The sequence below is a fragment of the Streptomyces sp. NPDC086554 genome (genome assembly GCF_040686095.1).
In the GTDB taxonomy this organism is placed as follows: domain Bacteria; phylum Actinomycetota; class Actinomycetes; order Streptomycetales; family Streptomycetaceae; genus Streptomyces.
This window is the reverse complement of sequence record NZ_JBFBJK010000003.1, coordinates 83,692-109,145: the sequence shown is the minus strand read 5'-3', so window position 1 is coordinate 109,145 and position 25,454 is coordinate 83,692. Positions and strand designations below refer to the sequence as shown.

At 68.6% G+C, this 25,454-nt stretch carries 24 protein-coding genes and 1 pseudogene; 6 read left to right on the top strand and 19 right to left on the bottom strand.

From position 1 onward, the window contains the following. Nucleotides 1-205: 205 nt before the first annotated feature. Nucleotides 206-1,102: an endonuclease/exonuclease/phosphatase family protein gene (locus AB0O76_RS05495; RefSeq protein WP_365485766.1), complete on the top strand. Its 897-nt coding sequence runs from the start codon at nucleotides 206-208 to the stop codon at nucleotides 1,100-1,102. A 61-nt stretch (nucleotides 1,103-1,163) separates the two neighbouring features. Here the strand turns inward: AB0O76_RS05495 and AB0O76_RS05490 are convergent, their stop codons facing one another. From AB0O76_RS05490 to AB0O76_RS05475, 4 genes are all read right to left on the bottom strand, one after another. Further along, on the bottom strand, nucleotides 1,164-2,126 hold the full coding sequence (locus tag AB0O76_RS05490; protein ID WP_365485764.1) for an electron transfer flavoprotein subunit alpha/FixB family protein: 963 nt from the start codon (nucleotides 2,124-2,126) through the stop codon (nucleotides 1,164-1,166). Between the two features lie 61 nt (nucleotides 2,127-2,187). Continuing rightward, on the bottom strand, nucleotides 2,188-2,973 hold the full coding sequence (locus AB0O76_RS05485) for an electron transfer flavoprotein subunit beta/FixA family protein (RefSeq protein ID WP_365485762.1): 786 nt from the start codon (nucleotides 2,971-2,973) through the stop codon (nucleotides 2,188-2,190). Nucleotides 2,974-3,203: 230 nt separating this feature from the next. Next, nucleotides 3,204-3,713: a flavin reductase family protein gene (locus AB0O76_RS05480; protein WP_365485760.1), complete on the bottom strand. Its 510-nt coding sequence runs from the start codon at nucleotides 3,711-3,713 to the stop codon at nucleotides 3,204-3,206. 238 nt (nucleotides 3,714-3,951) lie between these two features. Then, nucleotides 3,952-4,269, bottom strand: a complete 318-nt coding sequence (locus AB0O76_RS05475; protein ID WP_365485758.1) for a thioredoxin family protein — start codon at nucleotides 4,267-4,269, stop codon at nucleotides 3,952-3,954. A gap of 210 nt (nucleotides 4,270-4,479) precedes the next feature. On the opposite strand from AB0O76_RS05475, the gene AB0O76_RS05470 reads away from it, so the two are divergent. After that, the gene (locus AB0O76_RS05470) at nucleotides 4,480-5,208 is read left to right on the top strand and encodes a lysophospholipid acyltransferase family protein (protein ID WP_360771031.1); all 729 of its coding nucleotides are present in this window, start codon (nucleotides 4,480-4,482) and stop codon (nucleotides 5,206-5,208) included. A 5-nt stretch (nucleotides 5,209-5,213) separates the two neighbouring features. Here AB0O76_RS05470 and AB0O76_RS05465 read toward each other — a convergent pair whose 3' ends face one another. The 9 genes from AB0O76_RS05465 to AB0O76_RS05425 all read right to left on the bottom strand — a co-directional run bounded on the left by AB0O76_RS05465 (nucleotide 5,214) and on the right by AB0O76_RS05425 (nucleotide 14,918). Beyond that, complete coding sequence (locus tag AB0O76_RS05465) at nucleotides 5,214-5,900, bottom strand: phenylalanine--tRNA ligase beta subunit-related protein (protein WP_365485755.1); 687 nt, start codon at nucleotides 5,898-5,900, stop codon at nucleotides 5,214-5,216. A 59-nt stretch (nucleotides 5,901-5,959) separates the two neighbouring features. Then, on the bottom strand, nucleotides 5,960-6,553 hold the full coding sequence (locus AB0O76_RS05460) for a transglutaminase domain-containing protein (RefSeq protein WP_365485753.1): 594 nt from the start codon (nucleotides 6,551-6,553) through the stop codon (nucleotides 5,960-5,962). A gap of 104 nt (nucleotides 6,554-6,657) precedes the next feature. Further along, nucleotides 6,658-7,728 (bottom strand): low specificity L-threonine aldolase, encoded by a 1,071-nt coding sequence (locus AB0O76_RS05455; RefSeq protein WP_360771040.1) that lies wholly within the window; start codon nucleotides 7,726-7,728, stop codon nucleotides 6,658-6,660. A 23-nt stretch (nucleotides 7,729-7,751) separates the two neighbouring features. Then, nucleotides 7,752-8,492 carry an SDR family NAD(P)-dependent oxidoreductase gene (locus AB0O76_RS05450; protein WP_365485751.1) on the bottom strand — a complete coding sequence of 247 codons (741 nt, stop codon included), beginning with the start codon at nucleotides 8,490-8,492 and terminating at the stop codon, nucleotides 7,752-7,754. Nucleotides 8,493-8,518: 26 nt separating this feature from the next. Continuing rightward, nucleotides 8,519-9,934 (bottom strand): DUF6421 family protein, encoded by a 1,416-nt coding sequence (locus AB0O76_RS05445; RefSeq protein ID WP_365485749.1) that lies wholly within the window; start codon nucleotides 9,932-9,934, stop codon nucleotides 8,519-8,521. Nucleotides 9,935-10,015: 81 nt separating this feature from the next. Then, nucleotides 10,016-11,014, bottom strand: coding sequence for an alpha/beta hydrolase (locus tag AB0O76_RS05440; protein WP_365485747.1), 999 nt, complete (start codon nucleotides 11,012-11,014; stop codon nucleotides 10,016-10,018). A gap of 2 nt (nucleotides 11,015-11,016) precedes the next feature. Next, nucleotides 11,017-12,144, bottom strand: a complete 1,128-nt coding sequence (locus tag AB0O76_RS05435) for an LLM class flavin-dependent oxidoreductase (RefSeq protein WP_365485745.1) — start codon at nucleotides 12,142-12,144, stop codon at nucleotides 11,017-11,019. Nucleotides 12,145-12,672: 528 nt separating this feature from the next. Next, on the bottom strand, nucleotides 12,673-13,371 hold the full coding sequence (locus AB0O76_RS05430) for a hypothetical protein (RefSeq protein WP_365485744.1): 699 nt from the start codon (nucleotides 13,369-13,371) through the stop codon (nucleotides 12,673-12,675). 8 nt (nucleotides 13,372-13,379) lie between these two features. Then, on the bottom strand, nucleotides 13,380-14,918 hold the full coding sequence (locus AB0O76_RS05425; protein WP_365485742.1) for an ROK family transcriptional regulator: 1,539 nt from the start codon (nucleotides 14,916-14,918) through the stop codon (nucleotides 13,380-13,382). Between the two features lie 202 nt (nucleotides 14,919-15,120). On the opposite strand from AB0O76_RS05425, the gene AB0O76_RS05420 reads away from it, so the two are divergent. Both AB0O76_RS05420 and AB0O76_RS05415 read left to right on the top strand, forming a co-directional pair. Further along, on the top strand, nucleotides 15,121-16,620 hold the full coding sequence (locus AB0O76_RS05420; protein WP_365485740.1) for a hypothetical protein: 1,500 nt from the start codon (nucleotides 15,121-15,123) through the stop codon (nucleotides 16,618-16,620). Nucleotides 16,621-16,692: 72 nt separating this feature from the next. Further along, entirely contained in the window at nucleotides 16,693-17,013 is a 321-nt protein-coding gene (locus tag AB0O76_RS05415; protein WP_365485738.1) for a MerR family transcriptional regulator, read from the top strand. 165 nt (nucleotides 17,014-17,178) lie between these two features. Here the strand turns inward: AB0O76_RS05415 and AB0O76_RS05410 are convergent, their stop codons facing one another. The 6 genes from AB0O76_RS05410 to AB0O76_RS05385 form a co-directional block, all read right to left on the bottom strand. Continuing rightward, nucleotides 17,179-17,607 carry an Hsp20/alpha crystallin family protein gene (locus AB0O76_RS05410; RefSeq protein ID WP_365485736.1) on the bottom strand — a complete coding sequence of 143 codons (429 nt, stop codon included), beginning with the start codon at nucleotides 17,605-17,607 and terminating at the stop codon, nucleotides 17,179-17,181. Between the two features lie 497 nt (nucleotides 17,608-18,104). Continuing rightward, the gene (locus AB0O76_RS05405; RefSeq protein WP_365485734.1) at nucleotides 18,105-18,731 is read right to left on the bottom strand and encodes a hypothetical protein; all 627 of its coding nucleotides are present in this window, start codon (nucleotides 18,729-18,731) and stop codon (nucleotides 18,105-18,107) included. A gap of 183 nt (nucleotides 18,732-18,914) precedes the next feature. After that, nucleotides 18,915-19,391, bottom strand: coding sequence for a (2Fe-2S)-binding protein (locus AB0O76_RS05400; RefSeq protein WP_365485732.1), 477 nt, complete (start codon nucleotides 19,389-19,391; stop codon nucleotides 18,915-18,917). Nucleotides 19,392-19,431: 40 nt separating this feature from the next. Then, nucleotides 19,432-21,717 (bottom strand): molybdopterin cofactor-binding domain-containing protein, encoded by a 2,286-nt coding sequence (locus AB0O76_RS05395; protein ID WP_365485730.1) that lies wholly within the window; start codon nucleotides 21,715-21,717, stop codon nucleotides 19,432-19,434. A 14-nt stretch (nucleotides 21,718-21,731) separates the two neighbouring features. Next, nucleotides 21,732-22,955 carry an oxygenase MpaB family protein gene (locus AB0O76_RS05390; protein WP_365485728.1) on the bottom strand — a complete coding sequence of 408 codons (1,224 nt, stop codon included), beginning with the start codon at nucleotides 22,953-22,955 and terminating at the stop codon, nucleotides 21,732-21,734. Between the two features lie 31 nt (nucleotides 22,956-22,986). After that, nucleotides 22,987-24,216: an oxygenase MpaB family protein gene (locus tag AB0O76_RS05385; protein ID WP_365485726.1), complete on the bottom strand. Its 1,230-nt coding sequence runs from the start codon at nucleotides 24,214-24,216 to the stop codon at nucleotides 22,987-22,989. A gap of 188 nt (nucleotides 24,217-24,404) precedes the next feature. On the opposite strand from AB0O76_RS05385, the gene AB0O76_RS05380 reads away from it, so the two are divergent. Together AB0O76_RS05380 and AB0O76_RS05375 are read left to right on the top strand one after the other, a co-directional pair. Next, complete coding sequence (locus AB0O76_RS05380; protein WP_365485724.1) at nucleotides 24,405-25,109, top strand: helix-turn-helix domain-containing protein; 705 nt, start codon at nucleotides 24,405-24,407, stop codon at nucleotides 25,107-25,109. Next, a pseudogene (locus AB0O76_RS05375) lies at nucleotides 25,106-25,432 on the top strand (nitroreductase family deazaflavin-dependent oxidoreductase); the annotation flags it as partial. The gene AB0O76_RS05380 and the pseudogene AB0O76_RS05375, both read left to right, overlap by 4 nt. Between the last annotated feature and the right edge of the window lie 22 nt (nucleotides 25,433-25,454).

Below are 25,454 nucleotides of genomic sequence, written 5' to 3'. Positions count from 1 at the left end.
CTGCATCCTCCACACGCTCGGCGCCGCGCCCGACATTTCCGCTTCACGGAATCAACAATCCGTATGGCGAAGTTATCCGTCGACCTTCCCGCTGGTCAACACCCTCTCGTCTGCCGGACCGCGGCCGTTCACCCCTGTCTCAGATCCTGCTTCCGCACTTCCCCGCGCGCACCCCATGCTGACGCCACCCACCGAAGGAGACCGCGTGCCGCACGACACCCGAGTGACCCGCCGCATCGGCCTGCAGACCGTACTCGCCGCCGCGGCGGTCCCTTTGTTCACCACGGCCCTTGCCGCGTCCCCCGCCCACGCGGTGGAGCGTGCCGGGCGCCGCCTGGAGGTCATGTCGTTCAACCTCCGCTACGCGAGCGCCACGCCGCCCAACACCTGGGCCGACCGCCGGCCGGTGACCCGGGAGCTGCTGCGCCGCGCGCGCCCGCATGTCATCGGCACCCAGGAAGGCCTCTACCAGCAGGTGCGCGACATCGCCGCCGACCTGGGCCCGCACTACGACTGGATCGGCACCGGCCGTGCGGGCGGCAGCCGCGACGAGTTCATGACGGTCTACTACGACACCCGCAGGCTCGCCCCGGTCGAGTACGACCACTACTGGCTCTCGGACACCCCGGACGTCATCGGCTCCAACACCTGGGGCGGCGGCTCCATCCGCATGGTCACCTGGGTCCGCTTCCACGACCTGCGCACCGACTCCGAGCTGTACGTGCTCAACACCCACCTCGACAACGCCAGTCAGTACGCACGCACGCGTGCCGCGAGTTTGATTTCCGAACGCATCGGCCGCCTCGACCGGTCCCTGCCGCTCCTCGTGACGGGCGACTTCAATGTGGCCGCCCACAAGAATCCGGTCTACGACACGATCCTTGCCGCCGGTCTCGTGGACACCTGGGACGCGGCGGACGAGCGCAGCAAGGCGTACGCCACCTTCCACGGCTACAAGCCGCTCACCCCGGACGGCGACCGCATCGACTGGATCCTGGCGACGCCGGGCGTCCGCGTCCACTCGGCGACGATCAACACGTTCGCCCTCAACGGACAGTTCCCGAGCGATCACCTGCCGGTGCAGGCGAGTCTGACGCTGTGACGCACGAGGCCCCCGCCATCGCGCGGGGCGCGGACGGGGGCCTCGTGTTCGGTCAACCGGCTCAGCCCTTGCGGGTCTTGACCTCTTCGGTGAGGGCGGGGACGACGTCGAAGAGGTCGCCGACGACGCCGTAGTCGACGAGGTCGAAGATCGGGGCCTCGGCGTCCTTGTTGATCGCCACGATCGTCTTCGAGGTCTGCATGCCCGCCCGGTGCTGGATCGCGCCGGAGATGCCGGAGGCGATGTACAGCTGCGGCGAGACGCTCTTGCCGGTCTGGCCGACCTGGTTGGAGTGCGGGTACCAGCCCGCGTCCACCGCGGCCCGCGAGGCACCCACGGCCGCACCCAGCGAGTCCGCAAGGGCCTCGATGATCGCGAAGTTCTCGGCGCCGTTGACGCCACGGCCGCCGGAGACCACGATCGCGGCCTCGGTCAGCTCCGGACGCCCGGTCGACTCCCGCGGCGTGCGCGCCACGACCTTGGTGCCGGTGGCCTGCTCGGAGAACGACACCGCAAGGGCCTCGACCGCGCCCGCGGCCGGGGCCGCCTCGACGGCCGCGCTGTTGGGCTTGACCGTGATGACCGGCGTGCCGGTGGAGATGCGGGACTTGGTGGTGTAGGAGGCGGCGAACGCGGCCTGCGTGGCCACCGGACCCTCGTCGCCCGCTTCGAGGTCGACGGCGTCGGTGATGATGCCGGACTTGATCCGCACCGCGAGGCGGGCGGCGATCTCCTTGCCCTCGGCGGAGGAGGGCACCAGCACGGCGGCCGGGGACACGGCGCTGTAGGCGGCCTGCAGGGCGTCGACCTTCGGCACGACCAGGTAGTCGGCGAACTCCGGCGCATCGGCCGTCAGGACCTTCACCGCGCCGTGCTCGGCCAGCACCGCGGCCGTCTCGGCGGCACCGTTGCCGAGGGCGAGGGCGACCGGCTCGCCGATCCGGCGGGCCAGCGTGAGCAGCTCCAGGGTGGGCTTGCGGACGGCACCGTCCACGTGGTCGACATAGACGAGAACTTCAGCCATGGGACTTCAATCTCCAGCAGTTACGAAGAAGTTGGGCGATTGCGAGGGGGCGTTGCGGGCCTTAGATGAACTTCTGGCCCGCGAGGAACTCGGCCAGCTGCTTGCCGCCCTCGCCCTCGTCCTTGACGATCGTGCCCGCGGTGCGGGCCGGACGCTCGGTCGCCGACTCGACCGTGGTGAACGCACCCTCCAGGCCGACCTCCTCGGCCTCGATGTCCAGGTCCGAGAGGTCCCAGGCCTCAACCGGCTTCTTCTTGGCGGCCATGATGCCCTTGAAGGACGGGTAGCGCGCCTCACCGGACTGGTCGGTCACCGACACCACCGCCGGCAGCTGCGCCTCCAGCTGCTCCGAAGCCGAGTCGCCGTCGCGACGCCCCTTGACGGTGCCGCCCTCGACCTTGACCTCGGACAGCAGGGTGACCTGCGGGACACCCAGACGCTCGGCCAGCAGCGCCGGCACCACACCCGCCGTGCCGTCCGTGGAGGCCATCCCGGAGATCACCAGGTCGTAGCCCGCCTTCTCGATCGCCCTGGCCAACACCAGCGACGTACCGATGATGTCGCTGCCGTGCAGGTCCTCGTCCTCCACGTGGATCGCCTTGTCCGCACCCATCGACAACGCCTTGCGCAGCGCGTCCTTGGCATCCTCCGGACCCACCGTCAGCACGGTGATCTCCGCGTCGTCCGCCTCGTCCGCGATCTGCAGCGCCTGCTCCACCGCGTACTCATCGAGCTCCGACAGCAGACCATCGACATCGTCCCGGTCCACGGTCAAGTCATCGGCGAAGTGCCGGTCGCCAGTGGCGTCGGGCACGTACTTCACGGTGACAACGATCCTCAAGCTCACGCCGGCTCTCCTACTGCATCGTCTTTACTGGGCTGCTGCCTTGCTCTGGCCACTGCCTTCTTGCAGGCAGCATAGGCGCCTGGAGCGGCGGATCCCGGTCGGGGCGGCCCGCGCTCCGACCGGAATATTACTCGTCAGTACACCCAGAACATTCCCACTAAGCAAGCGCTTTGAACTGTGACCTTCCCAACGCTCTGTAATCAGGCGCACAGCGGGGCATTCGGGAACTCTCAGTCGCGCAGCACGTTGAAGCGACCCTGGTGGTACAGCAGCGGCCGTCCCACGCCCGCGGGGTCCCCCACGACCGCCTCAGCGAGGACGATGCGGTGGTCACCGGCGGGCACCCGTGCGGCGACGCGGCAGACCAGCCAGGCCAGCGTGCCGTCGAGCACGGGGACCCCCTCGGGCCCTTCGTACCAGCGCGTGGGCGCCCCGAAGCGGTCGGCGCCGCTGCGCGCGAACGTGGTGGCGAGCTCCAGCTGATGCTCGCCGAGTATGTGGACGCCGACGTGTTCGGCCTCGGAGATCGCAGGCCAACTGGAGGCGCCCGTACCGATGCCGAACGAGAGCATCGGGGGCTCGGCGGAGACCGAGACGAGCGAGGTGGCGGTGAAGCCGACCGGTCCTGCGGGGCCCTGGGCGGTGATCACAGCGACCCCCGCGGCGTGCTGCCGGAAGACGGAGCGCAGCAGGTCGGGCGAGGCGAGTTGGGGCGTACGGAGATCGGGCGAGGCCGTCATGGAGTTGTCCTTCTGCCGGAGGTACGAGCGGTTCCGTGGCTGCTCAGCAGCCCGGACAGCGCGCACTCGCATGACGTGCGAGGTCCAGGTGGACGCGCTCGTAGAGAAGGAGCTCCGGAGGCATGGAAGCAGGCTGACGATAGGTGCCGGGTGCAGTCAAGTCCGTTCCGCGATGTGAAAGACCCCTCGTGACGCCCTGACCGTGCGTCATCACGACTCCCCTCCCCCGCACATCGCCTCACAGGGCCTTGCCCAACGCGGCGATCACATCGGCCTTGCGCGGCTGCCCGGACCTGCGCAGCACGATGCCCCCGTGCGCGTCGAGCACCAGGACCGTCGGTGTCTTGAGGATGCGCAGTTCTCGTACGAGATCCAGTTCCGCCTCGGCGTCGATCTCCACATGGCGGACACCGGGGATCATTTCGGCCACCTCCACGAGGACTCGGCGAGTTGCTCTGCAGGGCTGGCAGAAGGCGCTGGAGAACTGCACGAGGGTGGCTCGCTCCCCCAGCCGACCGACCAGCTCGCGCACTTCGCTCTCCCGCCATTCCGCCATGATCCGACTGTCGGCGACTTCAGCGTTCGCGCGCCCGAAAAGATTCCGAAAGCTTGCGAACGTGACGAGAATCTCGCGCCTGCGGGGCACGATGGGTGGCCAGCCGTCCGTTCTTGGGGCACGATCTGCGCAACGCCGAAAAACCTACGGCTGCGTAACTTCCCGCCGGGACCCCCCTCCCAAGGCAGAAACGAAGGGCCCTCCCCACCCATGGCAGAGCTTGTCTACCCTCCGGTCATCGGTGCCGCGAAGACCCTTTTCAAGGCATGGGACCTGAAGATCGACTGCAAGGGGTCGGAGAACATCCCTCGCACCGGTGGCGCGGTGCTTGTCAGCAACCACATCAGCTACCTGGACTTCATCTTCGACGGTCTCGCTGCCCTGCCGCAGAAGCGGCTCGTGCGCTTCATGGCCAAGGAGTCGGTGTTCCGGCACAAGATCTCCGGTCCGCTGATGCGGGGCATGAAGCACATCCCCGTCGACCGCAAGCAGGGCGAGGCGGCCTACCAGCACGCGCTCGACTCGCTGCGCGCCGGGGAGATCGTCGGGGTCTTCCCCGAGGCGACGATCTCGCAGTCGTTCACGCTGAAGTCCTTCAAGTCGGGCGCGGCACGCATGGCGCAGGAGGCCGGGGTCCCGCTGATCCCGATGGCTCTGTGGGGCACCCAGCGCCTGTGGACCAAGGGCCACCCGCGCAACTTCAAGCGCAGCCACATCCCGATCACGATCCGGGTGGGCGAGCCGGTCGAGGCCCCCAAGGACCAGTTCGCGGGTGCGATCACGCGGCGCCTTCGCGAGCGCTGCCAGGAGCTCCTCGAAGCCGCGCAGCGCGCCTATCCCGTACGCCCCAAGGGCCCGGACGACACGTGGTGGATGCCGGCACACCTCGGCGGCACCGCGCCGACGCCCGCCGAGGTGAAGGCCGCCGAGGCGAGCTGAATCGATTACTCCGGCGCGTGGACGGTCAGCCGCGCGCCGGGGCTGAACTTCTCGAGCAGCTCGGCCAGTTCGGCACCGGCCGCCTCGGCCCCTGAGTCCGGCCCCATCCCCTCCAGCAGGTAGATGGCGTTGACCGACTCCTCCGTGAGGCGGGTGCGCGGGCCCTGGCGCCAGTTCCAGCGGCGGCAGGTGACGCCCTCGTCGTCACACCAGACGACCTCGCCCGCGTCGGGGTGTTCGACGGCCGGCTCCCCCGCGGCCATGGTGACGAAGTCCTCCTCGCCGGTGGCCCGCACCAGTCGCATGCCGCCCTTGATGTGGTCCAGGTCCTCGCCGCCGACCGGGATGAGATGGGCGACGCTGATCGCGTTGTAGACGTCCACCAGGGTGTTGATCCGCGGCAGACCGCCGTCGGCGAGTGCCCGCTTGGCCAGCGCCTCGGCCGAGTTGCGGGTGCGCGACGGCTTCGCGCCGAAGGCCGTGTACGCCGCGCGCCAGGCCGCCATGTGCGGGTCCTCGTGCGGGGCACGGCCGCCGAGCCGCTCGGTGAGACGGCGTGCAGACTCGTCGAGGAGCGCCGAGGTCGCATCGGTGCTCGGCCCGTTGGTGAGTCCGTACGCCTCGATGGCGACGTGGGTGAAGTCGGGGGCGAGGGCGCGGACTTCGTCGGTCACGGTGATCTGGAAGGTCATCGGCTGCCTTGCGTTCGGAGTGCGGCGGTGCGTGGTGCGGTACTGCGTGGTGCGGCGGATCAGAGTGCGTCGGGAAGGTTCTCCCACAGGTACGGCCGGTCCGGGGCGCTCTTCAGGATGCGCAGGACCGTCGCATGCGGTGCAGCATAGAGTACTGGATAGTCCACCTCAGTGGACTCCACTTCCGGCACAAAGGCAAGCCGCTCGGCGCCGAGCGAGAACTGGGCGTCGACGCCGGACTTGTTCCCCCGGCAGTCCTGTCGATGCCAGGCACCCTGGAAGCGGACGGCGACGAGGCCGTGCACGCAGTAGCCGGTACCCGCGTCGTACGCGAGGCGCTGATAGCAGAGCGCGGTGGGGATGTTCTCGGCTCGCAACAGCGCGGCCAGCGCATGGGCCTTGGCGTGACAGATGCCCGTGCCCTGCTCCAGTACGTCGGAGGCGCGCCAGGTGACGCGCAGATCGCCGCTGTCGGCGGAGTGCGGGATGGCGTCCCGCACGAACTCGAAGGCAGCGCGAGCGTATGCGTATGAATCGGCGGCCTGCCCGGCGAGGCGCGCGGCGGTCTCGCGTACGACCGGGTGGTGATGGTCGATGACCTCGTCGGCGGCCAAGTAGGCGGACAGGTCAGGGATTTCCTGGATCAGCTGCATGACCCCGGAGCATAGAAATGCGACCGACCGCGAGTCAATGCTTTTACGGTCGATCGCATACCTATGCAGATATCCGGAGCGTGCGAGCCAGAGTCCGCGAGCTACTACCTCGCCATCTCCTCCTTGAGCGCCGCGACGAACCCGTCGACGTCCTCCTCGCGGGTGTCGAAGGCGCACATCCAGCGGACGTCGCCCGCCGCCTCGTCCCAGAAGTAGAAGCGGTACTGCTTCTGCAGCCGCTCGCTGACGTCGTGCGGCAGCCGCGCGAAGACCGCGTTGGCCTGCACCGGATAGAGGATCTCCACGCCGTGCACGGCGCGCACGCCCTCCGCCAGGCGCTGCGCCATCTCGTTCGCGTGCCGGGCGTTGCGCAGCCACAGGTCCTTGGCGAGCAGGGCCTCCAACTGCACTGAAACGAAGCGCATCTTGGAGGCGAGCTGCATGGACATCTTGCGCAGATGCTTCATGTGGCTGACGGCGTCCTGATTGATGACCACGACGGCCTCGCCGAAGAGCGCACCGTTCTTCGTGCCGCCCAGGGACAGGATGTCCACGCCGACCGCGTTCGTGAACGTCCGCATGGGGACGTCCAACGCGGCCGCCGCGTTGGCTATCCGCGAGCCGTCGAGGTGCACCTTCATGCCCAGCTTGTGCGCGTGGTCACAGATGGCGCGGATCTCGTCCACCGTGTAGAGCGTGCCCAGTTCGGTGTTCTGCGCGATCGAGACGACCTGCGGCATCGCCCGGTGCTCGTCGTCCCAGCCGAACGCCTGCTTGTCGATCAGTTCGGGCGTCAGCTTGCCGTCGGGCGTGGGCACCGTGAGCAGCTTCAGGCCGCCCATGCGCTCGGGAGCGCCGCCCTCGTCCACGTTGATGTGCGCGGACTCGGCGCAGATGACCGCGCCCCAGCGGTCGGTGATCGCCTGGAGCGCGACGACGTTGGCGCCCGTGCCGTTGAAGACCGGGAACGCCTCGGCGGTGGGGCCGAAGTGGCCGCGGATCACCTGCTGGAGGTTGGCCGTGTAGTCGTCCTCGCCGTACGCGATCTGGTGACCGCCGTTGGCGAGGGCGATGGCGGCGAGGACCTCCGGGTGGGCGCCCGCGTAGTTGTCGCTCGCGAAACCCCTTACGTCCGGGTCGTGATGACGGCGTGCGTCGGTCTTCGGAGGGTTCACAGCTTCACGCGTGTCGCGAGCGGTCACGGCTTCTCGGTCAGCCACAGGCGGTTTCCGTTCACTTCCCCGGCGGGCCGCTCCCAGACGCCGGCGATGGCCTCGGCCAGCTCCTTGACGTCCGTGAAGCCCGCGAACTTCGCGTTGGGCCGCTCCGCGCGCATCGCGTCGTGCACCAGCGCCTTGACCACCAGGATGGCAGCCGCCGACGTCAGGCCCTGCTCGGCCCCCGCCTTGCGGAAGGCGTCGCCGAGGGCGAGGGTCCAGGCCTCGGCCGCGGCCTTCGACGCCGCGTACGCCGCGTTGCCCGCCGTGGGCTTGGAGGCGCCGGCCGCGCTGATCAGGAGGTAGCGGCCGCGGTCGCTGCGCTGCAGGCCGGCCTGGAAGGCGAGCGAGGTGTGCTGCACCGTACGGATCAGGAGCTTTTCGAGAAGGTCCCAGTCGGCGAGGTCGGTCTCGGCGAAGGTGGCGCTGCCGCGCCAGCCGCCGACGAGGTGCACCAGGCCGTCGATCCGCCCGAACTCCTTCTCTGTGCGCGTAGCCCACTCGCGGGTCGCGTCGAGGTCCAGGAGGTCGACCGTGTCGCCTATGACGGTGGCCCCGCCGTGCGCGTACCGCGCGGCGTCCACGGCCTCCGCGAGGCGCGCCGCGTCGGCGTCGCACGCCACGACCGTGGCGCCTGCCTCGGCCAGCCTCAGCAGCGTGGCTCGGCCCGCTGGCCCTGCTGCCCCCGCGACCGCGACCACGGCTCCATCGAGTGCGGACATCGTCCTCGCCTCCTTGGTGCGGCCGCTCACGCGGCGACCTGCTCGGCGCCCGCCGCGGTGATCCCCTTGGTGGAGGCGATCACATGCTTGAGCTTCTTGGAGAGCGCCTCATAGAACATGCTGAGCGGAAATTCGTCGGGAAGCACCTCGTCGACCAGTTTCCGGGGAGGAAGCTGCGTGTCCAGGGCGTCCGGGCCCTTGGCCCAGCGCGATCCCGGGTGCGGGGCGAGGTACTGGGACACCAGGTCGTACGCGGCGAACCAGTGCACCAGCTTGGGGCGGTCGATGCCCGCGCGGTAGAGCTCCTCGATCTCGGCGCACAGCTGGTTGGTGACCTGCGGCGCACGCTCCCAGTCGATCTTGAGCTTGTTGTCCGTCCAGCGAACGACGTCGTGCTTGTGCAGGTACGCGAAGAGCAGCTGGCCGCCGAGGCCGTCGTAGTTCTTGACGCGGTCGCCGGTGACCGGGAAGCGGAACATCCGGTCGAAGAGGACGGCGTACTGCACGTCGCGGGCCTGCGGGACGCCCTCGGCCTCCAGCTTCACGGCCTCCTTGAAGGCGGTGAGGTCGCAGCGCAGCTCCTCCAGGCCGTACATCCAGAACGGCTGGCGCTGCTTGATCATGAAGGGGTCGAACGGCAGGTCGCCGTGGCTGTGGGTGCGGTCGTGGACCATGTCCCACAGGACGAACGCCTGCTGGCAGCGGTCCTGGTCGCCGATCATCTCGCGGATGTCGTCGGGCAGTTCGAGCCCGAGGATGTCGACCGAGGCCTCGGTGACGCGGCGGAAGCGGGCCGCCTCGCGGTCACAGAAGATGCCGCCCCAGCTGAAGCGCTCGGGGGCTTCGCGCACGGCGATGGTCTCGGGGAAGAGGACGGCCGAGTTCGTGTCGTACCCGGCGGTGAAGTCCTCGAAGGTGATGCCGCAGAACAGCGGGTTGTCGTAGCGCGTGCGCTCGAGCTCGGCCAGCCAGTCCGGCCAGACCATGCGCAGCACGACCGCTTCGAGATTGCGGTCCGGGTTGCCGTTCTGCGTGTACATGGGGAAGACCACGAGGTGCTGCAGGCCGTCCTCGCGGTGCGCCGCGGGCTGGAAGGCCAGCAGCGAGTCGAGGAAGTCCGGCACCTTGAAGCCGTCGTCCGCCCAGCGCCGCAGGTCCTTGACGAGCGCCTGGTGGTACGCGGCGTCATGCGGAAGGAGCGGGGCGAGCTGGTCGATCGCGGATATCGCGCGGTCGACGGCGAGCTCGGCCACGGACCGCGCCGGTGCACCGTCCGCCGCGAAGTCGATCGAGCCGTCGGCGGACTGCCACGGCCGGATCTCCTCCACGGAGTCCTTGAGCATCGGCCAAGCCGGGTGCTCCACAACCCTTCCCGTGGGGCCACCCCCACTCGCGGAAGGTACAACCCCTTCCGTCGCCTTCTGCACAAGAATTTCCGTCACTTGTCAACCTCCACGGGAGAACCTCGCGTATGGACACCGTATGTGTGCGAGGTTCTCCACCACAAGAGGAGGCTCGGGAAATTATCCTGTGTTACCCCCGACATCACCGCTGTTTTTCCTGTCCGACACCGTCAGGGCGACCGCTTCTGCCACATCCGCCAGCGCCGACCGCGCATCCCCCAGGAGCTGCGGGAAGCCCAGGAACCCATGGAACATCCCCGGATGGTGCCCCTCGGTCACCTCCACCCCCGCCGCGCGCAGCCGGGCCGCGTACGCCCGGCCCTCGTCGCACAGCGGATCGCAGCCCGCGGTGACGATGTGCGCGGGCGGCAGCGCGGCCAGGCCGGCCCGCAGGGGCGAGGCGTAGGGATGCGTACCGTCGCCGTCCGGGCCGAGGTACTGCTCCCAGAACCAGCGCATGTGCGCGGCCGTGAGGAAGTAGCCGCTCGCGTTCGAGGTGTACGAGGCACTGCGCTGCCCCGCGTCCAGGACCGGGTAGATCAGCACCTGGAGCGCCACGGCAGGGCCCGAGCGGTCCCGCGCCATCAGGGCCGCGACGGTGGCGAGGCCGCCACCGCTGCTGTCCCCCGCCGTCACCACCGCTCCGGGATCACCGCCGAGCGCGCCCGCCCCCGCCTCGGCCGCGGCCCAGAGCAGGGCGGCGTACGCGTCTTCGGCTGCCGCAGGGAAGCGGTTTTCGGGGGCAAGGCGGTACGCGACGGAGACGACGACTGCGCCGGACTCCGCGCACAGCCCGCGGGCCGTGGCGTCGTGGGTGTCGAGCCCGCAGATCGTGTAGCCCCCGCCGTGGAAGAAGACGACGGTGGGCCGGGGGCGGCCGGTCCCCTCGGGCCGGTAGACGCGCACGGGCAGATCGGGAGCACCGGCGGGCCCCGGGACGGTCCGGTCCTCCACGGCTCCCACGGGCTGCGGGGCCTTTCCCGAGGCGGGTGTCGCGGCGAGGATGCGGCGGGCCTCGGCCGCGTCGGTGACAGTGCCGCCGAGGTCGGGGAAGGCCGCGCTCAGCGCGTCGACGAGGGGCCGTGCCTCCGGGGCGAGGCGATCGCTCTCCGCGCCCACGCTCAAGCCTCCTGGGCCCGGAAGTACGGGATGACCTTCTCGCCCCACTGCCGCAGCGTCTCCATGCAGGCTTCCTGCGGGACGGTGCCCATCTGGACGAGGCACATGATCTCGTCGGCGCCGGCGTCGCGGAGCCGCTCAACATAGGCGATGGCATCGTCGGCGGTCCCATACGCGTGATCGGCATTGAAGGTGGCCGTGGACGTGGGCCGCACCGGGATGTTGTGCTCGTGCAGCCGCGCGACGACCTGCTCGGCGGCCTCGCGCATCGCGGCCGTCTCGTCGGCCCCTTCGACCACGGCCTCGTCGGGGATGCCCGCGCCGCCGTACCAGTGCCCGATGGACTGCGCGAAGAACCGCTGCCCCCGGATGCCGACGCTCCGCGCGGTGTCCCGGTCGTCGAGCACGATCGTCGGACAGAGCACGGAGAAGTGGTCGTTGACGACGCTCGACACGAAGCGCGCGTCGGTACGGCCCGCGATCGCCGTGTCGTAGGCGGCCCGCATCTCGGCGATCGAATCGGGCCCGGCGAATCCCATCACCAGGGCGCCGATGCCGAGTTCGGCTGCCTGCTTCAGCGTCTCGGTCCTGCTGCAGGCAAGGAAGAGCGGCGGATGCGGGGTCTGCTTCGGCCGGGGCAGGATCGGATGCGGATCGATGTCGAGCAACTCGCCGTGATGCTCCAACTCCTCGCTCTCCCAAGCCTTCCCGATGATCCGCAGCGCCTCCTCGACCTCCTGCGTCGTACGTTCCTTGTCGACGCCGCACAGCGAGGTCTCCTGCAGGGTGCCACCGCGCCCCGCGCCGAGGTCGAGCCGCCCGCCGGAGAGCAGATCGAGCATGGCGGCACGCTCGGCGACGCGTGCCGGGTGGTTGAAGTTGAACGGCATGCAGACCACGCCGTGCCCGATCCGGATGGTGCTGGTGCGCGCTGCGACCCAGGTCAGGAAGATCTCCGGGGCGCTCATGTGCGCGTACCACTTGAGGGAGTGGTGCTCGACGGCCCAGATGCGGTCGAACCCCATCTGCTCGGCCAGCACGGCCTGTTCGACGCTGTCGCGGATGAGTTGGTGCTCGCGCTCGACGGTGGGGTCGGCGAGCTGCGCTTCGAATATGACGGAGAACTTCACTTGCCCTCCAGGGAGTTGAGCCGTTGCGACACGACCTCTATTTCAATTAGCCATATGACTAGTCGTCAGTTCGTGAAGTCGCAAGGGATACGGCACGGGGTCTTCGCAGGCCCATCGGCTGACCGGTGGCCGCACGCCCGGCCCCTGCCGCCGCCGCGACGGGTGCGGCATCGCGCTTCCCCGGCACTCCGCGCTCTCCGGACGACCCGCACTTCTCCGTACCGATGCACCCGACCGAGAACGGTGAGAGGGCGACAGCATGCCGGGCGCTCACGACGACGTGTACACCGAATGGCGCGGCGGAACGTGCCGGGTGAAGTGGTGGAGCGGCGAGTACTACGCCAACGGCCGCAAGCGCTACGAGTCCAGGGGCGGCTTCACCGACGAGAGGAAGGCGCTCGGGTACGGCCAGGACCAGCGTTACGAGATCCGGCACGACACCCACGTCAGCAACCGCGGCAGCGCCACACTCCTGTCGGACTGGCTCGACGCCTGGCTGGGCTCCCTGGACCACGCCCAGCCAGAACCTCAGCCCTCGCTGCGGGCGTCCGGCGAACCGTCGGCACCACCGGGCTGCCCCGCTCCACCCGCTTGCCCAGTGCCGGGAAGCGGAGCTCCAGGAGGTTCCGCGGCGGGGCCGACCAGTTGGTCGGTGCTGTCCCGTGGTGGTGTCAGCAGCGTGTTGAACACGACGCTCAGCTTGTCGACGGTCTGCCGGGAGAACATCCCGACGAGTGCGGCCACGGAGGCCACTCCATAGGGGTTGATGTCGCCGGACGAGGCCACGCTCGTGGTGAGCCCGCCGCGCAGGACGCAGTAGACGACGAGGGCCAGCGACGCGCCGACGAGCGGCTCCAGCAAGTACATCAGGAACCAGCTGCGTCGGAGACGCCTGTTGCCTACGTACTCGTAGGCGGAGCGCAGAACGTGGATCAGGGAGCCAAGAGCTCCGATGGAGATCACGACCAGGAAGAGCCGGGTGTCCCGCGCCAGCCTCGGGGTCCAGATCAGTATCCGGGTCCGGCTCGCCCGCTCGGTGTTCCCTTGCTGGGACAGGGGCTGCGGCCATGCCTGCAGCAGTACGGTGAGGGACACGGCGGCAAGCATCAGCAGGACGGCGACGAGAACGATCACGTCCCGCGTTGTGGCGAACCTCGTGCCCACCGCCATCCGCTGCGGCTGCCCCGTGGATGGCTCCTCCGGCCGCGCCGGCTCCTCGCCTGTCACGGCGTTTCCTAGTCCTGGTCGAGCCGGTTCCAGGCGACCGCCGCGGCGGCACGGGCACCGAGTTCGTCATCGTAGGGCCGAGTCACGATCACAACATCGCGAGCAGTGGAGAACGCGTGCTCGATACTGGTCCGGCGCACCGCCGTCATGAAGACTTTGGCCGCCGGGAACCTCTCGTGGTCCTCCGACACCAGGGGCTCGGGACCATAGAGCACCACGCGGTCCGGGTTCGCCAGGTTGAGCAGGTCCGCGAGGCCTCGGCCCAGCGCCCGGCCGGCCTCCGTCAAGGCCTCCTCGACGAGCTTGCCACGGTCGTCGCTCTTGAGCAGAACAAGCGCCCGGGCCAGATCCGGCACCGGATCCCCGCTCATCTCCTGGACCCGCCGCGCGATGGCGTCGCTGCCCGCGACGCTCTCCAGGCATCCCTTGTTCCCGCAACTGCACTCATGGCCCTGGTAGTTCTCGACCACGACGTGGCCGATCTCCCCCGCCGCCCCTGAAGCCCCGTGAAGGATCTCGCCATCGACCATCAGCCCCGCGCCGATCCCTTTGTCGAGAACAACAGCAGCGAAGTCGCTGCTGCCGTCCGCGTCACCCACCGCAAGGGCCAGCTGCGCCATGGCGTTGGCGTCGTTCTCCACGACGGTGGGCAGTGCCGTCGCCTTCCGCAGGAGTTCCCCGAGCGACAGACCGGACCAAGGGCCGTCATCGGCGTAGTTGGGCGCCTTGACGACGTCCCCACTGTCCGTCGCCACATGGCCGCCGATCTCCACGCCGAGACCCGTCCGCCCCGACTTGGCCGCCTCAGCCGCGGCCGGCACCTTGTCGAGCAACTCGTGAACGAAACGAGCCAGTCCCTGGATCAGCTTCTCCTGGCTGCCGTCGAACCGCGCTTGGCGGTGCAGGCTGATGTATACCTCTGCACTCGCGTCGGTCACCACGCCTGTCAGCGACTCCGGACGGACCTTGACACCCAGGCAGTAGTCGATACCCCCAGGTGGGGGCGCGATCAGACCGACGCTCTCCAGATACTGAGTACCGCGCGGCGTAAGGCTCCACGCGTTGTGGCGCCACTGCCGGCTCTTCCACACCAGGCCGGCCGCCGTCAGCCTTCGGCCTATCCGGCTGATCTCGGTGGCGTCCACCTTGAGCCGGCCCGCGAGCTGCTCGTTGCTCAGACCGGGCTCTTTGGCCACCTCCAGGAGAAAGCTGACCGGGTGTCCATGAGGGGTGAAGTTCAGTTGCAGCGCCGAGGGCAAGCGGCGCAGTGCCCAGGTCGTCATGTCGAGCATCCCGAGGAGGTGCCCCCGTTGCTCGGCGCGTTCCGCCTGGTCCCGATCGGCCCGCACATGATGCCCGTACAGCCTGCGGAGTCCGTCATGTGCGGCCTGGATCGCCGGTTCGTCGGCGGTCAACGACGCATCGGTGACCAGCATGGCCAACGAACTGAATTGCTGTGGCGGAATTGCCCGCTCCGCCTCCATCTCCTCGAGTGCGGCCTGCACTTCACTTAAGCGGTCACGCTTAGGTCCCGGTGATTCACTCATGTCACTCGCCCTTCGTTCCGGGTGTCCATAGAGGTGCTACCCCAGCATGGGGCGATGTCAAACGAGCGTCAAGTGAAGATTCATGATCGGTCACAAATGCTCATCGAATCCTTTCCGTTACAAGTTCTTGGCACAAGTCGATACGCATCCATAAGGCGTGCCGTTAACATCTCAGCTACGCACTCATACTTCGGGGGGAGTCATGAATACAGAGCCGCGCGATCCCGATCATTCGGTCGACGAGATCGAATTACCGGTAGATCCGGCAGACCTCTTCGTCGTCCTGTACGACGCGCTTCCGAACTGGCCGTTCCGTGGGCGCACCGCGAACAAGTGGTTCGATGACATCCAGGTGAGACAGCAGGCGGAACTGGTCTGCAAGGACGTGCGCAGGGATGGGCGTGCCAGCATCGACCTGGTGCGCAACCTCATCCGCGAATACGGGGATCAGGGAATATTCGCCGCGCTCATGGGCCTTGACCGCGCCTTCGAAAACGCCGGGATCTACCCCGGAACCACCGGTGAATCGACGATGTGCTGGCTCGGCCGGCGATACCAGAACACCAACAGCCTCAACAACAACACGGAACGGACCGGCCTCCTACTGCCCCGCTACACTCGACCGGGCAAGGTAATAGCAGAACACACCGGAAAACCGGATTTCTTCTCCGTGCACCGAGTCACCCCGACGGTCCGCGAGGGAATCTGGCACAGCGGAATCCTGCACCTCGAACCACGGGATTGCGCGCGAAAGCAAGCGATTTCCATTGGAGCAGCGCCCGTACTGAAGAGCTACCTCGATCTGAAGTTCGAATTCCCGGACAGCGGAAACGTTGGTCTTTACCGTGTAGCACCGGACGACGACCGACTCCGCTCGCGGATCGAAAGGGTGTTCCAGAATCTGGAGAACTCAGGCGCCCAGATAGGCGTACTGCCGGAATGTACGCTCTCGAACGACCTGCTCAAACACTGGGACACCCTCCTGCACAACGACCCGCCCGCGGCAAGCCGCCTCCAGTGGGTCCTTCCCGGCACCGGGCCGATCGGATCCACGGAGCCGGCGGAGCCGCCGCCGAACCGGGCCATCCTGCTCGACCGCGAGACCGCGCAGGTGCTGCTGTGGCAGGACAAGATGGCCGGCTTCACCCTGGGCGAGGGACAGGCGGAGGACTGGCAGCTGCCGGAGCGCCCCAAACACGAACCAGCGGCCGAGTACATCTCCAAGGGAGACCAAGTCGCCGTCCTGGAGACCTTCCTTGGCCGCATCGCCATCCTCATCTGTGAGGACATCAAGCAGGACGCCGCATGGCTGGGCAAGTGCCAGGCGTTCGGTGTCTCGCACATCTTCGTGCCGCTGTTCGCCTCACCGATCAGCCGGCAGGTCAAACGCTGGGCCCTCGAGGCCGCGGAGCACTGTGTCGACCAGCTGGGCGCGTGGGTCGTCCTCTCCAACAGCCTGGCCGTCGAAGAGGCGATGCGCACCCGGCCCGACTTCGTGTCGGACGACGCCTACAACTGTGTCGTGGTCGGCCCATCACTTCCCCGGCCGACGAGGTACGCCAAGGCGCCGGCCCAGTTCTGCCGCTCGGCCACGGCCGAGGAGACAGCCCGGGTCGTCTGCGACGAACACGGGGCACCGCCCGTCCCCGACCCAGGCGGGCCGGCGCCGCTGCCTGCGGTTCGGTGCGGCCCAGAGGCCTGACCGAGGGACAGTGAACCTATAACCTGGCTTGGAGGTTTCTGTTCGGTCGAGTCGACGTGAAGAGGGGTGCCGGTGACATTCCTCCCGATCGACGATGAGAACGCACCGCTGTACACCATCGGGCAGGTCGCGGACATGCTTGATGTACAGCTCGCCTTTCTGCGGCGCCTGGACGAGCAGGAGATCGTGGTCCCGGTGCGCTCCGCGGGCGGCCAGCGGCGCTACTCACGCCGCGAGATCGACCAAGTGGCTGAGGCTCTCCAGCTCATCGGTGAGGGCGTCACCCTGGCCGGCGTGCGCCATGTGCTGGCACTGCGGCACCAAGTTGCCGCCCTGGAGGCAGAGTTGCAGCAATACCGGAGGGCAACGGGCGGCCGACCGGGTGACGTCTGATCGCCGACTCCCCTCAGCCTGAGGAACTTTGGGAGTACCCGCATCAGGTGGCTGATCCGCAGGGTCCTCAGCACAGGCCCTACAGGTCCAGGACCAGCCGTTTCGGGGGCTGTTCGGCGGCGTACAGCAGGGCCATGACCCTCCTCCTCGAAGTGCTGGTGTGCCTCAGGTGGTGATCTGCTTGGCGCCGCCGTCGCTTCGGCTGATCTCGATACGGCGCGGCTTGGCCTGCTCGGCCACCGGGATCCGTACGGTCAGCACACCCGCGTCGTACGCGGCCTCGATCCGCTCGGTGTCCAGAGTGTCGCCCAGGAACAGCTGACGGCTGAACACACCGTGCGGCCGCTCGGCGACGATCATGCCCTCATCCTTGAGCTCGGGTGCGCGGCGCTCGGCACGGATCGTCAGGACGTTCTGCTCCACGTCCATCTCGAGGGACTGGGCCTCGATGCCCGGCAGGTCGAGGTGGATGAGGAAGGTGTCGCCGTCGCGGTAGGCGTCGAGCGGCATCGGCGCCGGCCGGGCCACGGTGCCGAAGAACTGCTGGGTCAGACGGTCGAGTTCACGGAACGGGTCGGTGCGGATCAGCATCATGATTCACTCCTCTCGCCCGAGGCATCTGCTCGCCGGGCTCCCGGGGAGCCCGGACGCTGTCAGCAACTCCTATACCTCGACGGGCCAAGGCTTGACAAGGGTCAGCTCAGGTTCCATTCAGGTGAGTAGAGAGGTTGCGGCACTCGGGTCTCCCCCTCCGCGACAGGGCGGTGGTGAGCGCTTACGCGGCGGGGTGGTACGCGGGAGGCCGGACCGTCAGGTGATCAGGCTCGTCGTTGGCCCCCGGGTGGCACCCGCGCCGGGTGAGCCCGCCCTGCGGATCGGTCCGGTCCACGTACACCGTTCCCCGCCCTGAGCCACCAGCCGTCAGAGTCCCGCCGGGCAGGCCGGGACGCACCGGGCGACCGTCATCGCCAACTTCTCTGTCAAGTTCGGCGTGTTGAGGAGGTGCGTGGACTCGGGAAAGCTCTGGGCCGACCGTTCAGGCCGTGGAGGCGGGGGCGGTCGCCGCCCGCAACGGTGACCTCACGGGTCAGTCACGCGGGCCCCTGCCCGGCGGGCACGGCGTGCGCCAAGAGGAACTCCGTCGCCGCCGCGATGGCCTCGGCGTAGGTGCCGTGGACGGCCTCGGACTCCTCGTCCTGCTGGTCCGCGGCGGTGGCGCTGTACCACCAGGCGTCGACATCCGGGTCGTGGTGAACCACGGCGGAACCGCCCGCATAGCGGAGCGGGATGGACCCGCTGGCGGACTTCTTGACCACTGCGTGGGGCCACTTGAGGCGGGCGGACTGACGTTTGATGCCGCCCCATGCCGCACCCAGCTGGGCATAGTTCGCTCCACTGCGACCGGCGACGGTGGCGGCACTCTCCGCCAGCCGGTCGACGGACTGCTTAGCTTCGTACAGCGCCCGCAGCAGCGCCAGTTGCACATCGGGCGAGGCCATCAGCGCCGGGTCGAAGGGCTTGTCGGCGGTGCGATAGGCCAGCGCACGTGTCGAGATACGTTCGGCCAGCGCGCGGACCGCGTCGAGGACTCTGTCGTCCATGGTGAACGTGTCGTCCTTGCTGGGCTCGCTCCAGGCGGGCTCCAGCAGAGTCATGACGGTCGCCCAGAAGTCGTCTTCGTTCTTGTCGGGAGTCGGGATCCCTGCCGCTTCATCCATGTGACAAGCCTACCTGTCGAGCGGCGAGCATGACAGGAATTACTGTCAAGAGCGGCGGACCCGCGGCGACATCCTGCGCATCGCCCCCTGGTACATGCGGGCCGGTGCCAAGGTTCTCGGGCCCGTCCTCTTCGACTCCTTCAAGACATCGGCGTACAACGTCGTCGAATCGCCCGCGGCCCCTCACATGTTCTCTGCGCCGGCCTTGATCGCCTCGCGGATGCGGACGTACGTGCCGCAGCGGCAGATGTTGCGGATGCCGTCGAGGTCGGCGTCGGTGATCGTGCGGCCTTCCTGTGCGACGCGTTCGACCAGGGCGACCGCGGCCATGATCTGGCCGGGCTGGCAGTAGCCGCACTGGGCAACGTCCTGGTCGAGCCAGGCCTGTTGCATCGGGTGCAGGTCCGCGCCCACCGTGGCCGGGAGCCCTTCGATGGTGGTGATCTCGTCGGTCGCCCGCAGATCCTTGACGGGGATCGCGCAGGGGTTGGCGGCCTTGCCGTTGAGGTGGCTGGTGCAGGCCTTGCAGACGTTGATGCCGCAGCCGTACTTCGGGCCGGTCACGCCGAGGATGTCGCGCAGCACCCACAGCAGCCGTACGTCGTCGGCGACGTTGACGGTGACCTGCTTGCCGTTGAGGCGGAAGGTGTGCTCAGGCACGGGATCTCCTTGCTTCGTTCGGTCTGCTTCGGCGGATGTTTCAGCGGGCGAGGTCCCGGCCGTCGGTCGGGGACTGGGGGATCGGCGGGACGGTCGGCTTGGGCTCGAAGGAGAGCGTGCCGTGGTTGATCGGGAAGCTGGTCGGCATGGTGCCGGTCGCCCGGCCGTACGCGCAGGCGACCGCCGCCATCGACGCGGTGACGCCCAACTCCCCTGCCCCGCCCGGCTTCCCGGTGGTGGTCGGCATGACGATGATCTCCAGCTCGGGTGGGGTGTTCCACTGCCGGGTGTAGAAGTAGTTGTCCCAGCTCGCTTCGAGGAAGTAGCCGTCGCGCAGATGCAGGCTGGAGGTCAGGGTCTGGGCGATGCCGTCCATGAGGCAGCCCATCATCTGGGCTTCCAGGCCGCGTGGGTTGACGGCGAGGCCGACGTCCACGGCGATGACGGCTTTGGTGACGCGGGGGCCCGTCACGCCGTCGCGGATGGGGCGGTTGACGGTCTCGGGCCGGCAGTCGATCTCCACCAACACCGCGTTGACGGCATGGTATTCGGAGTGGAGAGCGATGCCCTGTGCGGTGCCGTCCGGCATCGGCCGCCCCCACTTCCCCGCCTCGGCGACCTTTTCGAGCGCCGCCCGGGCGCGGTCGTCGCGCAGGAAGTCACGGCGGAACTCGAAGGGGTCCTTGCCCATCTTCGCGGCTAGCCGGTCGACGACGAGTTCGCGGGCGCAGGTGACGTCGGGCGAGTAGACGTTGCGCATGCTGCCGGTGTTGAAGCCCTTGTCGGTCTCGCTGAGGAGCCGGCTGTTGAGGCCGAAGTCGTACGGCATCGACTGGGAGAGCTGGAAGAACGTCTCGGAGAAGCCGATGTCGCCCACGGGCAGCTTCGCGGCCAGGGCCGTGAAGACCTCGCCGAGGCCGTGGCCGAGGTCCGTGGAGACACTGGTGTGCCGCTGCCGGTAGCTGAGCACGGTCTTGCCGAGGTAGGCGGCGCGTACGCGTGAGGTGGCCATCGGGTGGGTGCGCCCTTGGCGGGCGTCGTCGGCGCGGTGCCACATGAGCTTGACGGGCTTGCCGAACTCCTTGGAGATCTCGGCGGCTTCGAGCGCGGCGTCGAAGAACAGCTTCCGTCCGAAGGAGCCGCCGCCCTCGGTGACGTGGACGGTGACCGCGCTCTGCGGAAGGCCGAGCCGGGCGGCGATGGCCTGCTTGGCGACGATCGGCGCCTTCAGGCCCGACCAGATCTCTGCGCGGTCCGAACGCACGTCGGCTATCGCACAGTTGGGCTCAAGCGCGCTGTTGCTGCGGAAGTGGAAGGTGAAGGTGGCCTCCACGGACGGTGTCACCGGGGGAAGCCCGAGCGGCAGTTCGGCGGCTTGCAGCTCCTTGAGCACCGTCTCGTCGGACTTGCCTTCCGCGCTGCCGGGATTCCAGGACACGTGCAGGGCGCGTACGGCGTCGATGCACTGACCGAAGGTCTCCGCGCGCACCGCGACGCCGGTGGAGACCGCCGCGACATCGGTGACGCCCGGCATGGCCCGGACTTCTCCGAGGTTGGCCACCGCGCGGACCTTGCCGTTGATGGTCGGCGGACGGCACACCATCGTCGGCCTGGCGTCCGGTACGTCGAGGTCCATCGCGAACTTCTTGCGCCCGGTGACCGCGGCGAGCGCGTCGACGCGGTTCTGCGGCGTGCCGATGACGGTGAACTCGCGGCGCTCCTTGAGCTCCACGGACACCCGCTGTGGCTCGCCGCTCGCGGCCTTCTCGGAGAGCGCGCCGATGCCGATGCTCTTCCCGCCCGCCCCGTCGGTGATGACTCCGGCCTTCAGGGTGAGGTCGCCGACTGCCGCGCCGAGTTCGACGGCCGCGGCTCGCAGCAGCCGGTGGCGGGCGACGGCCGCGGCGACCCGGATCGGGGTGTAGGTCGAGACGGTCGTGTTCGACGCGCCGGTGAGCTGGTTGAACACCAGCTCAGGGCGTGCGTCGGCCAACGTGACCCGTACCCGGTCCAGCGGCACGTCCATCTCCTCGGCGATCAGCATCGCCGTCGACGTCGTGATGCCCTGGCCGACCTCGGCGCGCGGCAGTGCGAACGACACGGTGCCGTCCCTGCCGACCTCGACCGTGATCAGGTTCGAGGTCGGCAGGGCGGCCGCGGTCATCACGTCGTTGAGGTCGACGAGCTCGGTGACCTCCGGTGACGGAATCCCGGCCACGGCCCGGGGCGCGGGCGCGAGTTGGGCAGCGGTCACCAGCGTCGGAGCGGCGATCACGTATCCGAGGAAGCGGCGCCGCCCGATCCCGGAGGCACCGGACTCCGACATTGACTCCGGCTCCATCAGTGCGATCGGTTCGCGTCGGGGATCTCAAGGTGGATGGGCCTGCCCTCGGACAGGAAGAGCAGGACGAACTTGCGGAGGGCTTCCTCCATGGCCCAGGCGGCCTCCGGGACCAGGGGCAGCGGGATCAGCTTTTCCCGGAAGGCCACCAGGAGCGGCCAGGACTTCGCGATCAGCGGCTGCCAGAACGGCTCCTCGGACAGGCCGATCAGGTCGCCGATCCGGTCGCCGAGCGTGTACCTGGAGAACGCGCTGACCAGGGGCCGTGACACACCGGCGTCGAGCTCGCCGACGATGTCGAGGAGCATCTCGGTCAGCTTGACGCCCTCGTCCGTGCGGGCGAGTACGGGGTCGAGAAGCTGCTTGGACTGGGCCTCGGCCGCCTCCCAGCTCGCGGGGATGTATTCGTCGCGGACGCCGAGCATGTGCGCGGTCACCTGCCACACATGCAGGTAGGCATCGGACTCGGCGCGGGAGACGGGGACCTTCCACTCGAGCAGCTTGCGCATGACAAGAGTGGCCAGGCTGTGCCAGGTGACGAGCACGTCCGCCTGGCTGATGGGGATCTTCTGGCCGCCGCTGGTCTGCGACCAACCCGGGGACTTCGGCAGCAGGTTGCGTACCGCCGCGTGCACGAGCCGGGTCCGCACCGCGGTCACGATCATGGAGCCCTGGGGCTGGTAGGCGTCCAGGTCCCCGATGTCGTACCCGAGCTTCGCGGTCTTGGCGATGCGGTCCTTCATGTCCGCGCCGCCCTTGGAGTAGTAGACGGCACGCGCCTCCCTGGGGATGGCGGTGCTCATCAGACCACTGCCGAGGCCGTACAGGGCACCGACGTAGATCCCCTTTGTCCTGCTGAACAGGGCAGCGGTGTCGAGCTTCTTCCGGTCGGCCCAGGAGGGTAGTTGGCGGGCCTTCTCCATGAACTGCCGCAGATCCTGGGGCAGTCCGTCCGGGAGTGGCTGGTCGTTGCGGGTCCAGGTCCGCAGCAGCTCGTTGACCTTGGGTACGTCGCCACGGTCAAGGACGGCACCAAGGATCTGGTCGGCCTCCTCGTCCCACACCCACTGGGGGTCGGTGCCCGCCCCCGCCTTGGCCACCGAGCCGTTCGCCGCCCAGGTCCACGCGGACCGCGCGCTCGCCGGCGACGCCATGCCGAGCGCTCCGGCTGCGCCAAGGGCGCCGCCCGTGAGCAGCATCTTGCGCCTGCTGAGTTCATCCATGCTCGGAACTCCTCCTTGAGTCCGGGGGGGGTCAGGCGGGCCGGTTGGCGTCGGGGATGTCGAGGTGGATCGCGCGTCCCTTGGAGAGGTAGAACAGGATGTACTTGCGGGCCGCTTCGTCGATCGTCCAGGCGATCTTCGGCACGAGGGGCAGCTTGATCAGGCCCTCGCGGAACGCCACCAGCGGCGGCCAGGCGGTCTTGACCGCCGATTCCCAGAACGGCTCGCGGGGGATGCCGTCCCAGTCGGCGATCCGGTCGCCCACGAGATACCGGGCGAAGGCGTTGACGAGAGGGCGGTCGACGCTTCCGGGACTGGTCTGCTCGGCGAGCTGGCCCAGCAGGATGTCGGTCAGCTCGACGCCTTCGCGTGTGGGGCCGAGAACCGGGTCGAGGAGCTGCTTGGACTGGGCCTCGGCCGCCTCCCAGCTCGCGGGGATGTATTCGTCGCGGATACCGAGCATGTGCGCCGTCACCTGCCACACGTGCAGATGGGCGTCGGACTCCGCGGAGGTGATCGGGACCTTCCACTCGCGCATCTTGCGCATCGCGTAGGTGGGCAGCGTGTGCCAGGTGACCAGCATGTCCGCGAGGCTGATCGGGATCTTCTGGCCGCCACTGGTGTCGGACCAACTCGGGGACTTCGGCAGCAGGTTGCGTACCGCAGCGTGCACCATCCGGGTCTTCACCGCTTCCACGATGCAGGTGCCGTCGGGCCGGTACGCGTCGAGAGCCCCGACGGCGAAGCCCAGCTTGCTGGTCTTGGCGACCCGGTCCTCCATGTCGGCGCCGCCCTTGGAGTAGTACACGGCGCGCGCCTCGCGGGGGATGGCGGTGCTCAGCATGCCGCCGCCGATGCCGTTGAGGATGTTGAGGTAGAGCCCTCTGGCCTCGTTGAACTTTGCGGCGGTCTCGAGCTTCTTGCGGTCGGCCCAGGAGGGCAGTTGCCGGGCCTTCTCCATGAACTGCCGCAGATCGCGGGGCAGTCCGTCGGGCAGCGGCTGGTCGTTGCGGGTCCAGGTCCGCAGCAGTTCGTTGACCATGGGTACGTCGCCACGGTCGAGGACGGCACCAAGGAGCCGGTCGGCCTCGTCGTCCCAGACCCACTGGGGGTCGGTGCCCGCGCCCGCCCCGGCCACCGAGCCGCTCGCCGCCCAGGACCAGGCGGACCGCGCGCTCGCCGGCGATGCCACGCCGAGCGCTCCGGCCGCACCCAGGGCGCCGCCCGTGAGCAGCATCTTGCGTCTGCTGAGTTCATCCATGGCCCGGAACTCCTCCTTGAGTCGCCTCAGCGCTGACTGATACTCTGATACAGATTGCGTAGCTGCGTTTCATCGGCGTTTCATCGAGAGAAGCACAACCCGGATCGGAGCACCAGACTCCGGGGACGACTTCTACAACTCGCCTTCAGTCCAAGGGGGTTGAGGAACGCCCCCTCAGAAAGGCGACCGTGGAACGACCTGCATTTCCCTTCCTTGCCACGCCCCAGGAATCGGATTCCGTACTGGACCGCGCGTTCACCGAGGCGGCCGAGCGGGTCGACGAGAACGACGAGGTCACCACGCGCGTGCTCGACGCCGCCTTCGAGCAGTTCCGCCGCATGGGCATTCGGCGGTCCACCATGGAGGATGTGGCGCGCCGTGCGGGGGTCTCCCGGATCACCGTCTACCGCCGGTTCGCCTCCAAGGACGCACTGGTCGAGCAGGTCGTACGGCGCGAGTTCCGGCGGTACTTCGACCAGTTCATCGTCGACGTCCAGGACGCCGAGACCGTCGCCGACCGCGTGATCCTCGGCTTCGTGAGCTCACTGCAGGCCATCCGCCGCAATCCCCTCATCGGCGGCCTGATGGACGTGGAACCGGACGCCGTCGTGCCATCCATGACCAGCGACGGGGGCCGCACGCTGGCCGTCGTGCAGCAGTTCGTCGCGGGCCGGCTGCGCCGCGAGCAACGGGCGGGCAAGGTCTCCCGCGACGTGGACGTGGACGTCGTGGCCGAGATGATGGTCCGGGTCTCGGCATCCTTCCTCGTCATCCCCAGCCACGTCATCGACCTCGACGACGAGGAGCAAGTACGGTCGGTGGCCCGGCAGTTCCTCGTGCCGATGCTCGACCCACCGCCCGCCGCCCGCCGCCGATTCGTAGCGCGAGGATGACTCCGCGCGGCGCGAAGACCGGCAAGATCCGCAAGATCCCGCTGATGTGCGTGGAGCACGAGGGGCGGTACGCGGCGGTGGCCTCCAAGGGCGGCTTCCCGCGTCACCCGGTCTGGTACTTCAACGTCAAGTCCGACCCGCACGTGGAGCTCCAGGACGGGTCCGTACGCCAGGACATGACGGCCCGTGAGATCACCGGGGACGAGAAGGCCGAGTGGTGGGAGCGCGCGGTCGCCGCGTATCCGGCGTACGCCGAGTACCAGGAGAAGACCGACCGTGTGATCCCCGTCTTCGTACTGGAGCCCGCGTCCGTGGCCATCTGAGGACCCTCCTCGTTCGTGCCTG